Consider the following 14,160-nt stretch of genomic DNA (forward strand, 5'->3'; position numbering starts at 1 on the left):
TGATTCCGGATTGATTTGATTCGCCGTCCGGCCTTTCCCACACGAGGGCAGCCTCTCTGGCGTTGGCAATTCATCCGGGTTCCAAGGGAACTGTTTAGCGACAAATCATTTTTAAAGGGTTTACACCTAGATTGCAGCCGATGCTGCCTCTGTCCGGCTATCTAGATTGCAGCCGATGCTGCCTCTGTCCGGCTATCTATCGCCGCATCCAAGTCTGCAGCTACTCCCAAAGCCTCAAAGTGCTCGAGTTCTGTCGACGAGCTTTCCCCGCTGCCGAAGCCGGGCAAACTCATGCGAAACCGACACAACAACCAACCACGCTCAGCCGTCGTAGCGATAGCCCACGCCATAGATCGCGCGGATCCGGTCGCTGCCGGCGCCGGCCTGCTCTAGCTTGCGGCGCAGGTTCTTCACATGGCTGTCGACCGCGCGCTCGGTGACGTCGCGGCCGTCGTCGTGCAGCAGCTCCAGCAGCTGCTTGCGCGCATAGACCCGGCCCGGCTGCGCGGCCAGGCTGCGCAGCAGGCGGAACTCGATCGGTGTCAGGTCCAGCGCCTGGCCCTGCCAGCTGGCACGCCAGCCGGCTGTGTCGATCTGCAACAGCAGCAGCGCTGCGGGCTCCGGGGACACCGCAACCGGCGCCTGGCCGGCGCGGCTGCGCCGCAGCACCGCCTTCACGCGCGCCATCACCTCGCGCGGGCTGAAGGGGTTCTTCGTGATGTAGTCGTCGGCGCCCAGCTCCAGGCCGAGCAGGCGGTCCTCCTCGCCGGCGCGCGCGGTCAGGATCAGGATCGGCACGCCGCTGCGCGCACGCAATTCCCGGCACAGGGCCAGTCCGTCGATGCCCGGCAACATCAGGTCCAGCAGGATCAGGTCATGCCGGCGCGCATTCCAGGCCGGCAGCACCTCGCGCCCGTCGGCGACGCATTCCGGCTCATGGCCGGCGGCGCGCAGATAGTCGGCCAGCAGGGCCGACAGCCGCGGCTCGTCCTCGACCACCAGCACGCGCGCCGGGCCGGGATCCAAGGGCAAATTGCTCATCACTGCAACTCCTCAGCGACGTCCGGGGATCCGGCTTTGCCGGGCCTGCGGGCGTGCCCCCTTCGAGGGGGCGCGCGAAGCGCGTAGGGGGTGGTCAACCATGCATCGGCAGCTCGACACGCAGCCACAACCCGCCCAGCGGCGAGGGCCGCGCCTCGATGCGGCCCTCATGCGCCTCGACGATGCGCTGGCAGATCGACAGGCCCAGGCCCGAACCGCCGCTGCGCCGGTTGCGCGAGGGCTCGGCGCGGAAGAAGCGTTCGAACAGGCGCGGCAGCTGCTCGGGCAGCACGCCCGGCGCGCTGTCCTGCACATCGACGATCGCGCGCTCGCCCTCGCGGCGCGCGCTGATCTGCAGCGCGCCGCCGGCCTCGGTGTAGCGGCAGCTGTTCTCGAACAGATTGCTGAACAGCTGGCGCAGCCGGCGCTCGTCGCCGAACACCGGCAGCGGCTGGTCCAGCAGATCCAGGCGCAGCGCCAGGCCGCTGCCGTTGACGCGCTCGCCAAAGGTGCTGAGGGTGCTGCCGACCACCTCGCGCAGGTCCAGCTCGGCCTTGCGGTAGGACAAGGCGCCGACATCGCTGAGCGAGAGCTCGTAGAGATCGTCCACCAGCTTGTGCAGGGTCAGCACCTCGCCCTTCAGCGAGCGCAGCGCCTGCGCGTCGAGGCGGCGCACGCCGTCCTCCAGCGCCTCCAGCTCGCCATGCAGCACACCCAGCGGCGTGCGCAGCTCATGCGACACATCGGCCATGAACTCGCGCCGCATCGCCTCGTTGCGCTGCAGGGTCAGGGCCAGCTGGTTGAAGTCATGGCCCAGCCGCGCCACCTCGTCGTCGCCGCGGCTCTCCGGCACGCGGGTGCCGTAGTCGCCGGCGGCCAGTCGGTGCGAGGCCTCGGCCACCCGGCGCACCGGTCGCAGCAGCCGGCGCGACACCCAGAAGGCCACGCCGGCCGCCAGCAGCACCGCCGCGCCGCCGACCGCCCAGGCGGTGCGCACCTGCGCATCGGCAAAGCGCTTCTCCGCCCCGGAGCTGACCGATTCGAACGGCGCCAGCACCAGCCAGCCCACCGTCAGCCCGTCGACCACCACCGGCCGCTCGATCGCCGTCTGCGGCACCTGCGGGAAGCCGGCGATGCGCTGGCGATCAACGTCCAGCAGGGTGAAGCGCCGGGTCGCGCCGGTCAGCTCGGCCGGGCTGGTCTTGACCGCCGGCGCCTGCGCCTCGGGCACGCGCGGGCGCAGCAGGCGGCCCCACAGCTCGGGGCGCTCGCGCAGGAAGTCCCAGCTGTTGCCGTTCTCCTTGAAGCCCGCGGTGACGCTGACCAGGGCCAGCTCCAGCCGGCCCAGCGCCTGCTCGTTCAGATAACCGAGAAAATCGCGGTTCAGGTTGATATGGGTGAACACCCCCATGGCCAGGGCCACGGCCATGGCCGTGCTGAACACGGCGGCGAACAGGCGGGTGGTCAGGTTCAGTTTCATCATCACAGGGCGAATGGTGCGCGCCGCGCCGCCCGGAAAGCAACAGATCACCGCCCGCACACCGGACCTTCAATCTCTCTCCACATTCGACAGGCAGGATACGGCGCCATGCCCAAGATTCTCACACCCCTGATGCCCATCGCCCTGGGGACCCTGCTGCTGCTGGGGGCCTGCCAGAACAAGAGCGCGGAATCCGCCCAGACCAAGGGCGGCAAGGGCGGCCCGCCCGAGGTCGGCGTGGTGGTGGTCGGCGTCAAGGACGCGCCGCTGGAGCTGGAGCTGCCCGGCCGGCTATCCGCCAGCCAGGTGGCCGAGATCCGCCCGCAGGTCGGCGGCATCGTGCTCAAGCGCCTGTTCACCGAGGGCTCGACGGTCAAGGCCGGCCAGCCCCTGTACCAGCTAGACGCGGCCAGCTTCGAGGCCGAGCTCGCCCGCAGCGCCGCGGCGCTGCAGAAGGCCGAGGCCCAGCTGGGCGTGGCGCGGACCAAGGCGGCGCGCGATGCCGAGCTGCTGAAGGTGGACGCGATCAGCCGCCAGAGCGCCGACGACAGCGCCGGCGCGCTCAAGCAGGCCGAGGCCGATGTGGCGGTGGCCAAGGCCGCGCTGGAGGCCGCCCGGGTGCAGTTGGAGCGCGCGCGCATCGCCGCGCCGATCGCCGGCCGCATCGAGGTCTCGAGCGTCACCGCCGGCGCGCTGGTGACGGCCAACCAGACCCAGGCCCTGACCACCGTGCAGCAACTGGACCCGATGCATCTGGACATCGTGCAGAGCAGCGCCGAGCTACTGAGCCTGCGCCGCCAGCTCGAGGGCGGCAGCGGCGGCAGCCGCCAGGTGAAGCTGGTGCTGGAGGATGGCAGCCTGCATCCGCAGCCCGCCACCCTGCAGGTCAGCGGCGTCACCGTGGACCGCGGCACCGGCGCCGTGACCCTGCGCGCCACGGTGCCCAATCCGCAGGGCAGCCTGCTGCCCGGCATGGTGGTGCGGGCGCGCCTGCTGGCCGGCGTCGATGCCGGCGCCATCCTGGTGCCGCAGCAGGGCGTCAGCCGCTCACCCACCGGCGAGGCCACCGCGCTGGTCGTCGGCGAGGGCAACAAGGTCGAGCGCCGCCGCCTGGTGCTGGAGCGCGCGGTCGGCAACCAATGGCTGGTCACGCAGGGCCTGGCGGTCGGCGACAAGCTGATCGTCGAGGGCCTGCAGCGCGCCCGGCCCAACATCGTCGTGACCCCGGTGCCGGCCGGCAAGAAGGGCAAGGCCGACAAGCCTGCCTCGCCAGCATCGGCCGCTTCCGCTGCCGCCGGCAAGGGTGCCTGAACCATGGCCTCCTTCTTCATCGACCGGCCCATCTTCGCCTGGGTCATCGCGATCATCATCATGCTGGCCGGCGCCGGCGCGGTGCTGACCCTGCCGCTGGAACGCTACCCCGACATCGCGCCGACCCGCATCTCGATCAACACCAGCTACCCCGGCGCCTCGGCCAAGGCGATCGAGGACTCGGTCACCCAGGTGATCGAGCAGAACCTGAAGGGCATCGACGGCCTGTTCTCGATCGAGTCCAGCAGCAGCGCCGCCGGCAGTGCCAGCACCCAGCTGAGCTTCGTCGCCGGCACCGACCCCGACCTGGCGCAGATGCAGGTGCAGAACAAGGTCGCGCAGTCGATCTCGCGCCTGCCGCAGGCGGTGCAGGCCCAGGGCGTGCGCGTCACCAAGGCCGGCACCGACTTCCTGATGGTGGTCACGCTGACCAGCGACGATCCCAACGTCACTTCCGCCGACCTGGGCGACTACCTGTCCAGCACCCTGCAGGACATCATCAGCCGCATCGAGGGCGTCGGCGACGTCAACATCTTCGGCTCCGGCTATGCGATGCGCATCTGGCTGGACCCGGCCAAGCTGCAGCGCTATGCGCTGGTGCCGGGCGACATTCGCAACGCGCTGCTGGCGCAGAACACCGAGGTCTCGGCCGGCCAGATCGGCGCCCTGCCCGCGCCCGAGGGCCAGCGACTGACGGCCATCATCACCGCGCGCGCCAAGCTGCAGACGGCCGAGCAGTTCCGCGCCATCGTGCTGCGCGTGCAGCCGGACGGCTCGGCGCTGCGCCTCTCCGACGTCGCCAAGGTCGAGCTGGGCCGCGACAGCTACACCACCAATATCCGCAGCACCGGCCAGACCGCCGCCGGCATGGCCATCTTCCCGGCCAGCGGCGCCAATGCGCTGAAGACCGCCGATGCGGTCAAGGCCAAGCTGGCCGAGCTGGAGCCCTTCTTCCCGCCCGGCATGAAGACCACGGTCACCTTCGATACGACGCCCTTCATCAGCGTCTCGATCAAGGGCGTGGTGCAGACCCTGATCGAGGCGATGGTGCTGGTCGTCGCGATCATGTATCTGTTCATGCAGAACCTGCGCGCGACCCTGGTGCCGGCGATCGCGGTGCCGGTGGTGCTGCTGGGCACCTTCGGCGTGCTGGCGGCGGCGGGCTACTCGATCAACTCGCTGACCATGTTCGGCCTGGTGCTGGCGATCGGCCTGCTGGTGGACGATGCGATCGTCGTGGTCGAGAACGTCGAGCGCCTGATGCGCGAGGAAGGCCTGAGCCCGCGCGACGCTACCCGCGCCAGCATGAAGGAGATCAGCGGCGCGCTGGTCGGCATCGCGGTGGTGCTGTCGGCGGTGTTCATCCCGATGGCCTTCTTCGGCGGCTCGACCGGCGTGATCTACCGCCAGTTCTCGATCACCGTGGTCAGCGCGATGGTGCTGTCGGTGCTGGTGGCGATGAGCCTGTCGCCCGCCCTGTGTGCGACCCTGCTGAAGCCGGTGCACAAGGGCGAGCATGCGGCCCATGGCGGGCCCTTCGGCAAGCAGCTGGACTGGTTCTTCGGCGGCTTCAACCGCCACTTCGACCGCTTCACCGGCCGCTATGTCGGCCAGGTACGCTGGCTCACCGCGCGCGGCGTGCGCAGCTTTCTGGTCTACCTGCTGCTGATCGGCGGCATGGCCGCGCTCTACAAGACCCTGCCCACCTCCTTCCTGCCCGACGAGGACCAGGGCGGCCTGCAGATCCAGGTGCGCATGGCGCCGGGCGCGACCGCCGAGCGCATGGAGCTGGTGGCGCAGAGCATCGAAAGCTATCTGGCCGAACAGCCCGAGGTGATGTTCTACAACCTGGTGCGTGGCGCCAACGGCGACCAGGGCTCGGGCCAGGGCTTCATCCGCCTGAAGGACTGGCCGGAGCGCCCCGAGGCGAACCAGGCGGCCGGCGCGCTGGCCGAGCGCTTCAGCCGCGAGCTGGGCAAGCGGGTGCGCGATGCCAACGTCTTCATCCTGCAGCCGCCCACCGTGCGCGGCCTGGGCGGCAGCGCCGGCATCCAGCTGTTCCTGCAGGACCTGGGCGGCGTCGGAACCGAGACCCTGGCCGCCGCGCGCGACCAGCTGATCGACGAGGCCAACAAGCGCCCCGAGCTGAACCGCGCCCGCATCAACAGCCTGGCCGAGACGCCGCAGCTGCAGATCAATATCGACGACCACAAGGCCGGCGTGCTGGGCATCGGCACCGCGACGATCAACGACACCCTGTCGATCGCGCTGGGCGGCAGCTATGTCAACGACTTCATCGACCGCGGCCGCGTCAAGCGCGTGCTGGTGCAGGGCGAGGCCGCCTACCGCGCCACGCCCGACAGCCTGCGCCACTGGTATGTGCGCAACAGCGCCGGCGAGATGGTCTCGTTCAGCGCCTTCGCCAGCAGCAGCTGGATGAACGGCCCGCGCCAGCTGGTGCGCTACAACGGCAGCGCCGCCTACGAGGTGCAGGCCGACGTGGCGCCGGGTGTCAGCTCGGGCGCGGCGATGCGGGCGATGGAGCAGATCCTGCGCGAGATGCCGCCCGGCGTCGGTTTCGAATGGTCGGGCCGCAGCTACCAGGAGCGCCTCTCGGGCGACCAGGCGCCGATGCTCTACGCGGTCTCGGTGCTGTTCATCTTCCTGTGCCTGGCCGCGCTGTACGAGAGCTGGTCGGTGCCCTTCAGCGTGATGCTGGTGGTGCCGCTGGGCATCATCGGCGCGCTCGCGGCCAGCCATCTGGGCGGGCAGAACAACGATGTGTTCTTCCAGGTCGGCCTGCTGACCACGGTGGGCCTGTCGGCGAAGAACGCGATCCTGATCGTCGAGTTCGCCGAGACCCTGCGGGCCCAGGGCATGAGCCTGCTGGACGCCACCCTGAAGGCCTGCCGGCAGCGCCTGCGGCCGATCCTGATGACCTCGCTGGCCTTCATGATGGGCGTGCTGCCGCTGGCCTATTCGACCGGCGCCGGCTCCGGCTCGCAGCGCGCGATCGGCGTCGGCGTGCTGGGCGGCATGGCCAGCGCGACGGTGCTGGGCATCTTCTTCGTGCCGCTGTTCTACCTCTGGGTCAAGCAGCGCTTCAGCCGGCGCAAGCCGGCGGCGGACGCGGCCACGGAGGTGCAGGCATGAAGCAGATGAAGAAACAGCAACACCTGACCCTGCTCGCCGCGAGCCTGCTGCTGGCCGGCTGCGGCAGCCTGGTGCCGCCGCGCGAACACAGCACGCCGCCGCTGCGCGAGGACTTCCGCCCGGCCGCGACGGCAGGCACCGCGGTGCCGGCCGATCTGGCCCATGAATGGGACGGCTTCTTCGCCGATGTGCGGCTGCGCCAGGTGGTGGGCATCGCGCTGGCGCAGAACCGCAGCCTGCGCGCCAGCGCCGCCGCGGTCGAGCGGGTGCGGGCCCAGTACCGCATCGCCGAGGCCGAGCGCATCCCGGATCTGAATGCCAGCGCCGCGGCGGGCCGCCAGCGCGCGGCCGGCGGCGCCACCGCCAGCAGCTACAGCGTCAGCCTGGGCCTGCCCGCCTACGAGATCGACCTGTTCGACCGCCTGGGCAGCCTGGAGGGCGCGGCCCTCGCGCGCTACCTGGCCCAGCAGGAGACGCAGCGCAGCGCGCGCCTCTCCCTGGTCGCCGAGGTGGCCAATGCCTGGCTCACGCTGGCCGCCGAACAGCAGCGCCTGCAGCTGGCCGAGCAGCTGCGCGACAGCCAGCAGCGCAGCCTGAACCTGACCGAGCAGCGCCACCAGCTGGGCGCCGCCTCCGGGCTGGAGCGGGCCCGCGCCCGCACCGCCTACGAGGCCGCGCGCGGCGAGGCCACGCGCAGCCTGGGCGCGGTGACCCAGGCACGCCTGCAGCTGGAGCTGCTGGCCGGCCAGCCGCTGCCGGATGCGCTGCTGCCCGCGGCGCAGGCGCAGCAGGCCGTCACCGCCCTGCCCGCGATTCCGCCGGGCCTGCCGGCCGAGCTGCTGCTGCAGCGTCCGGACCTGCGCGCCGCCGAGCAACAGCTGCAGGCCGCGGCTTTCGATGTCGGCGCGGCGCGCGCGGCGCGCTTTCCGCGCCTGACCCTGACGGCCAGCGCCGGCACGCGCAGCCCCGAGCTGGACGGCCTGTTCAAGAGCGGCAGCGGCTTCTGGAGCCTGCTGCCGCAGCTGGACCTGCCGCTCTTCGACGGTGGCGCCCGCGCCGCCCAGGTCGAGGTCAGCGAGGCCGGCCGCAGCCAGGCCCTGGCCGGCTACGAGGCGGCGCTGCAATCGGCCTTCCGCGAGGTGGCCGATGCGCTGGCGCTGCGCGATGGGCTGGCCGAGCGCCTGCAGGCCCAGCAGGCCCAGGTCGAGGCGGCCGAGCAGAGCCTGCGCCTGGCCGAGAGCAGCTACCGCCTGGGCGGCAGCAGCCAGCTGGAGCTGCTGGACGCCCAGCGCCAGCTCGCCACCGCCCAGCAGGGCCTGGTGAACCTGCGCCAGACCGAGCAGGCGAACCGGGTCGCGCTGCTGCGTACCCTGGGCGGGCGCTGGAGCGCCGAGGGACGTTAGCCCGGCAGGCGGAAGGTCGAGACGACCTCCATCATGTGCTGGGCCTGATGCTTCAGGCTTTCGGCCGCGGCGGCCGATTCCTCGACCAGGGCGGCGTTCTGCTGCGTGACCTGGTCCAGCTGCTGCACCGCGTCGCCCACCTGGTCGATGCCCTGGCTCTGCTCGACGCTGGCCGCGCTGATCTCCTTGATCAGCGCGGTGACCTTCTGGAACTGCTCGACGATGTCGCTCATGGTCTGGCCGGCCGTGCCGGCGAGGCTGCTGCCGGTCTCGACCCGCGAAACGCTGTCGCCGATCAGGGTTTTGATCTCCTTGGCCGCGGTGGCGCTGCGCTGTGCCAGCGTCCGCACCTCGCCGGCCACGACCGCAAAGCCGCGCCCCTGCTCGCCGGCGCGTGCCGCTTCCACCGCTGCATTCAGCGCCAGGATATTGGTCTGGAAGGCGATGCCGTCGATGACGCCGATGATGTCCGACATCTTGCGCGACGCGACGCTGATCTCGGCCATCGTGTGCACCACCTCCTGCACCGCGCCGCCGCCCTCCAGCGCCGCCTGCGAGGCCAGCGTGGCCAGCTGGGTCGCGGCGCGGGCGGTCTCGGCGTTCTGCTTGACCGTCGCGGTCAGCTGCTCCATCGAGGCCGCGGTCTGCTCCAGGTTCGCGGCCTGCTGCTCGGTGCGCTGGCTCAGGTCGGCATTGCCGTTGGAGATCTGCGAGGAGCCGGTCGCCACCGATTCGGCGCTGGCGCGCACCTGGCCGACGATCGAGGAGAGGTTCTCGTTCATCGCCTTCAGCGCGCCCAGCAACCGCCCGGTCTCGTCGGTCTGCACGACGTCGATGCGGGTGCGCAGGTCGCCGGCGGCGACCGCCTGGGCCAGCGAGATCGCGGTGTTCAGCGGCGTGATGATCGAGCGGATGATGGTCCAGGCCATCACCAGACCCAGGCCCAGCGCGACGGCGATGCCGGCCAGACTGGACCACAGCACCGTGCCGGCGGTCTTGACGCTGGCCTGATAGTCCTGCGCCGCCACGTCCAGCTGCACCTGGATCAGCGCGCCGACCACATCGGCGAGCGGGTCGATCGCCGGATACAGCTCCTTGCCGGCAAAGGCACGTAGGCCCTCCACATCATTGGCGCGCATCAGGGCCATCAGGCGCTCGGTGGCCGCGTCGGCGCGGCCGAACAGGGCCTGGCCCTTGGCGATCAGGGCCTTCTCCTGTTCGATCAGCTGCGTGCCGGTGTAGGCGCGCCAGGCCTTGTCGATCGCGGCGCGCGCCTCGGTGACGGCCTTGATGCCTTCCGCACTGGAAAAGGCGCCGTCGCGGGTCTTGTGCGCGGCATCGACGATGCCGACCGCATAGCCGTCGGACACCGCCTTCAGCTGCTGCAGCGGCAGCACCCGATCGTTGTAGAGGCCGCCCAGGGTCGCGCTGGCCTGTCGCGAGTTGTGGATGCCGAGCGCCGCGCTGGCCGCCAGCAGGGTCAGCAGCACGGCGACCATCAGGATCAGCCGTCCTCGGATGCTGAGTCGATTCATAGGAGTCTTTCAATGCGGCGGCATCGCCGTCCATCTGTACTCCCTGCCTTGATCATCGGCAGCCCTTGCTGCCTTCCCATGAGCAAAAACCCGTAGCTAGGTGCGCGGCGGGCCCCGCGAATCAGGGCGTCTGCGGCGCAGTCCGTGCCAAAGTTGGCTCGGCCGCGAGCAGGGCCTGCTCGATCCAGCCCTCGAACAGCGCCTGGTGCGCGCGGATCCAGCCCTCGGCATGGCGCTCCACATCCTGCGGTGAGTTGGCGCCCTGGCTCATGCGCAGGTTCTGCGCATTGATGTCGGCGATCGGCAGGCTCATCACCTCGAACAGCTTGGCGGCGGCCGGGTTCTTCGCGACGAAGTCCTTGTTGGCGACGATCTGCTCGCGGTCCGCCAGGAAGCCGTAGTTGCGGCCGTTCTCCAGCCGGGTGTCGGCGATGCCGGGCGCGGCCGTGGAAGGCAGCTGCAGCCAGACCACGTCGCGACCCGGCCGCAGCACCGCGCTGACCCAGTAGGGCGTCCAGGTGTAGTAGAGGATGGGCTGGCCCTGTTTGAAGCGGGCGATGGTGTCGGCCATCAGCGCCGCATAGCTGCCCTGCCGATGCGTGATGCGCTCGCGCAGCTGGTGCTCGCTCAGGTGCTGCTCGATCGCCAGCTCGCAGCCCCAGCCGGGATTGCAGCCGGTCAGGTCGGCCCGGCCGTCGCCGTCGGCATCGAAGAGCTGGGCGATCGCCGGATCCCGCAGCTGGTCCAGATGGGTGATGCCGTAGCGCTCGGCCGTCTGCCGGTCGATCAGATAGCCCTGCACCGCGCCGTCCGCATAGCTGCCGCGGCGCACCAGCTTGGCATCGCCGCCGCTGTTCTTGTAGAAGTCGGCATGCAGGCGCTGCCAATGGTTGGCCATGAAGGTCGCGTCGCCGTTGGCGATGGCCAGATGCTCGGTGGCGGGCTCCAGGTCCTTCATCGGCAGCACCGTGTAGCCGAGCCGCTCCAGCGCGCGCATCACCAGCAGGGTCTGGAAGGCCTCCTCGGCCAGCGAGCTCTTCAGGGGCTGCACCGTGACGCCCTGCCCCGGCAGCAGCTGGGCCTGGGCCTGGGCCTGGGCCTGCGTCAGCAGTCCCAGCAGCAGCAGGCCGGCGGCGAACAGGCGCCGCGTGGAATGACAAAGCCGCCTCATGCCCTCACCTCCCGCGCCGCGGCGCCCGCTTGCGGCGCCGGGCCCAGCAGGCGCCGCAGCCCGCGCAGCGCCAGGCCGCTGGGGCCGGTCTGCCACCAGCGGCGCCCGCTGGCGCGGCGCGGCCGGCCCAGCGCCTGGGTCAGGCGGTCCAGGGTGATGGCCAGCAGCACGATGCCCAGGCCGCCGACGGTGGCCAGGCCCATGTCGAGCCGGCCGATGCCGCGCAGCACCATCTGCCCCAGCCCGCCGACCGCGATCATCGAAGCGATCACCACCATCGACAGCGACAGCATCAGCGCCTGGTTGATGCCCGCCATGATCGAGGGCATGGCCAGCGGCAGCCGCACCTTGGACAGCATCTGCCAGGGCGAGGCGCCGTAGGCACGGGCCGCCTCGATCAGGTCCGGCCGCACCTGGCGCAGGCCCAGATTGGTCAGGCGCGCCAGCGGCGCCAGCGCGAACACGATGGTCACGATGACGCCGGGCACATTGCCGATGCCGAACAGCATCACCACCGGCACCAGGTAGACAAAGGCCGGCGTGGTCTGCATCGCGTCGAGCAGCGGCCGCATCAGGCGCTCGGCCCGGTCGCTGCTGGCCAGCAGCACGCCCAGCGGCAGACCCACCAGCAGGCAGAACAGCAGCGAGGTCAGCACCAGCGACAAGGTGACCATGGCCTCGGGCCAGATGCCCAGCGCCGCCACCAGCAGCAGCGACAGCACGCTGCCGAGCGCCAGCTTGCGCCCGGCGAACTGCCAGGCGAGCAGGCCGATCAGCGCGATCATCGGCAGCGCGGGCAGCGCCAGCAGCGCGCCCTGCACGCCGTTCAGGGTGCCGTCGATCGGCAGCCGCAGCGCCTGGAACAGCGGGCGGCCATGCTCGACCGCCCAGGCCAGGCCCTGGTTGATCCAGGCCTCGATCGGCAAGGAACCGTCCTGGAGCTGCTGCAGCAGGCTCGCATCGGGCCCGGCAGCGGCCGGCAGGTCGAGCCAGGCCTGGGCGGCGGCATCGTCGGGCACGGCGGCCATCGCCTGCCAGGGATCGAGCGGCGGCTCGGTGGGTATGAGGTCGGCGGGGGGCGCGAGCTCGAGCGCGGGCGCCAGGTCGACCGGTGTGGCGTTGTCGTTCATCGGGGACGATTCCTTCGCATCAATGAGGGGCGGCCGCAGCCTCGATCGGCGGCGTGTCGCGGTCGAGGAACTTCAGGAGCGTGGTCTTGCTGATCGCGCCGCAGAAGCGGCCGTCGCCGGCCAGCACCGGCAGGCCGCAGGGCGCCTGCGCCACCTGGCCGAACAGGCCGGCCACCGGCGCGTCCGCGGCCAGGAGCGGCAGGCCGGGCAGGAAGGCATGCTGCAGGCCCAGCGGGCCGACATGGCCATCGAGCGCCGCGCGCAGGGTATCGGCCGACACCGTGCCCAGATAGCGCTTGGACGGGCTGACCACATAGGCGAACTCGCGGTCCTGGTCCTCCAGCAGTTTCAGCGCGGCACGCGCGCCGCGGTCGCTGTGCTCGGAGACCACGGTCAGCGGCTGGCGCGCGATGTCCGCTGCCTTGAACACCGCGGCGGCGTCGACGCCGCGCACGAAGCTGCGCACGAAGTCGTCGGCCGGCTGGCGCAGGATCTCGTCGGGCGTGCCGACCTGGACCACGCGGCCATCCTTCATGATCGCGATGCGGTCGCCGATGCGCATCGCCTCGTCCAGGTCATGCGAGATGAAGACGATGGTGCGGCGCCGCACCTGCTGCAGGCGCAGCAACTCGGACTGCATCTCGGTGCGGATGATCGGGTCCAGCGCCGAGAAGGCCTCGTCCATCAGCAGGATCGCCGGGTCCGCGGCCAGCGCACGCGCCAGGCCGACGCGCTGCTGCATGCCGCCCGAAAGCTCGTCGGGATACTTGTCGCCCCAGCCCGCCAGGCCCACCTGGGCCAGGGCTTCGTCGGCCTGCCGCAGGCGCTGCGCTCGGCCGACGCCGGCCAGCTCCAGGCCGAAGGCGGTGTTGTCGCGCACCGTCATGTGCGGCATCAGCGCGAAGGACTGGAACACCATGCTGATGTCCTTGCGGCGCAGCGCGCGCAGCTTCGCATCCGAATGGCCGTTGATGTCCTCGCCCTCGATCACGATGCGGCCGGCGCTGGGCTCGATCAGCCGGTTCAGCAGCCGCACCAGGGTCGACTTGCCCGAACCCGACAGGCCCATGATGACGAAGATCTCGCCGGCCTGGATCTCGAAGCTGGCGTCGAACACGCCGATCGACTGGCCGGTGCGCGCCAGGATCTCCTGCTTCGTGAGCCCCTGCCGGACCAGCGCCAGGGCCTGCTCCGGGCGGTCGCCGAAGACCTTGAAGACATGGTCGATGAGTATTCCTTGGGCCATGAACCCAGCTCCTTTCCTTCATGCAGCGATGAATGGGCGCCGTCCGGCAAGACGGCGGCGACCACGCCACCGACCCTCGGGGAGCGCGCGGGAACTGCGGGCAGGCAGCGGCACCGGCGGGCCTCAAGGGCTGCCGATGGGCACCGAAGACGTCGAGCTGGCGAAACCAGTACCCAGCGGCGGCTTCATCGCGGATCGGCGGGCCTGGTCGAGGGGCGCCGCCCGGAGAAGCCTGGCGTGGCAATGGGGCCGGAAAGGTCCGGCCGGAGATGCCGGGCGGGGCCCGGCGGGTGACGCTGCGCCGCGATGGGACGCGAGTGGTCCGCAAGTAGCGCAGGGCGATCAAATAACTTATTGATCGTCTTGTGATGCCAGATGATAACTTTCAAGCATGATTTGGTCAAGCCGGCGCCGGGCCGGCCGCCATTCAGGGCTTCTGTCGGCTGCAGCAGTCCAGGTAGTCGTCCCAGGTCGAATCCTGGACCTCCAGGCCGTCGAGGGAATGCGAGAGCTGTCGCCCCTGGGCCAGGCTGCGCAGCAACTGCTGGCTGCGCGCCATGATGCCGTAGGCGGGCAAGGTCTCATCGGGGCCATGGCCCGGCCGCGCAGGGGCCGGAACGTCGGAGCGTCGGACTTGCTGCATGCTGCTCTCCCTGATGCAGACCAGTCTCGCCCAGCTCGCGCCGAATG

Annotated in this window: 10 protein-coding genes; 3 read left to right on the forward strand and 7 right to left on the reverse strand. The window is 70.6% G+C overall.

Going from position 1 to position 14,160, the window contains the following annotated elements; genetic code table 11:
- Positions 1-321 precede the first annotated feature (321 nt).
- Complete coding sequence (locus G8A07_RS18365; RefSeq protein ID WP_195793447.1) at positions 322-1,041, reverse strand: response regulator; 720 nt, start codon at positions 1,039-1,041, stop codon at positions 322-324.
- A gap of 94 nt (positions 1,042-1,135) precedes the next feature.
- On the reverse strand, positions 1,136-2,524 hold the full coding sequence (locus G8A07_RS18370; RefSeq protein ID WP_213086174.1) for an ATP-binding protein: 1,389 nt from the start codon (positions 2,522-2,524) through the stop codon (positions 1,136-1,138).
- A gap of 105 nt (positions 2,525-2,629) precedes the next feature.
- On the opposite strand from G8A07_RS18370, the gene G8A07_RS18375 reads away from it, so the two are divergent.
- From G8A07_RS18375 to G8A07_RS18385, 3 genes are read left to right on the forward strand one after another with little or no spacing between them, the layout of a single operon-like run.
- Positions 2,630-3,832, forward strand: a complete 1,203-nt coding sequence (locus tag G8A07_RS18375) for an efflux RND transporter periplasmic adaptor subunit (protein WP_195793448.1) — start codon at positions 2,630-2,632, stop codon at positions 3,830-3,832.
- Between the two features lie 3 nt (positions 3,833-3,835).
- The gene (locus G8A07_RS18380) at positions 3,836-6,985 is read left to right on the forward strand and encodes an efflux RND transporter permease subunit (protein WP_195793449.1); all 3,150 of its coding nucleotides are present in this window, start codon (positions 3,836-3,838) and stop codon (positions 6,983-6,985) included.
- On the forward strand, positions 6,982-8,388 hold the full coding sequence (locus G8A07_RS18385) for an efflux transporter outer membrane subunit (protein WP_195793450.1): 1,407 nt from the start codon (positions 6,982-6,984) through the stop codon (positions 8,386-8,388). The genes G8A07_RS18380 and G8A07_RS18385 overlap by 4 nt, the downstream gene beginning before the upstream one ends.
- On the opposite strand, the gene G8A07_RS28175 is transcribed toward G8A07_RS18385, so the two are convergent.
- From G8A07_RS28175 to G8A07_RS18410, 5 genes are all read right to left on the reverse strand, one after another.
- Positions 8,385-9,923, reverse strand: a complete 1,539-nt coding sequence (locus tag G8A07_RS28175; RefSeq protein ID WP_195793451.1) for a methyl-accepting chemotaxis protein — start codon at positions 9,921-9,923, stop codon at positions 8,385-8,387. The two genes, G8A07_RS18385 and G8A07_RS28175, sit on opposite strands and share 4 nt — an antisense overlap.
- Positions 9,924-10,044: 121 nt before the next feature.
- Positions 10,045-11,094 carry a glycine betaine/L-proline ABC transporter substrate-binding protein ProX gene (proX, locus tag G8A07_RS18395; protein WP_195793452.1) on the reverse strand — a complete coding sequence of 350 codons (1,050 nt, stop codon included), beginning with the start codon at positions 11,092-11,094 and terminating at the stop codon, positions 10,045-10,047.
- The gene (gene proW / locus G8A07_RS18400) at positions 11,091-12,224 is read right to left on the reverse strand and encodes a glycine betaine/L-proline ABC transporter permease ProW (RefSeq protein ID WP_195793453.1); all 1,134 of its coding nucleotides are present in this window, start codon (positions 12,222-12,224) and stop codon (positions 11,091-11,093) included. Before proW ends, proX begins: the two co-directional genes overlap by 4 nt.
- Positions 12,225-12,243: 19 nt before the next feature.
- Entirely contained in the window at positions 12,244-13,470 is a 1,227-nt protein-coding gene (gene proV, locus G8A07_RS18405; RefSeq protein WP_195793454.1) for a glycine betaine/L-proline ABC transporter ATP-binding protein ProV, read from the reverse strand.
- A 427-nt stretch (positions 13,471-13,897) separates the two neighbouring features.
- The gene (locus G8A07_RS18410; protein WP_195793455.1) at positions 13,898-14,113 is read right to left on the reverse strand and encodes a hypothetical protein; all 216 of its coding nucleotides are present in this window, start codon (positions 14,111-14,113) and stop codon (positions 13,898-13,900) included.
- Positions 14,114-14,160: the final 47 nt, after the last annotated feature.

The organism is Roseateles sp. DAIF2 (genome assembly GCF_015624425.1).
Classification (GTDB): Bacteria; Pseudomonadota; Gammaproteobacteria; order Burkholderiales; family Burkholderiaceae_C; genus Kinneretia.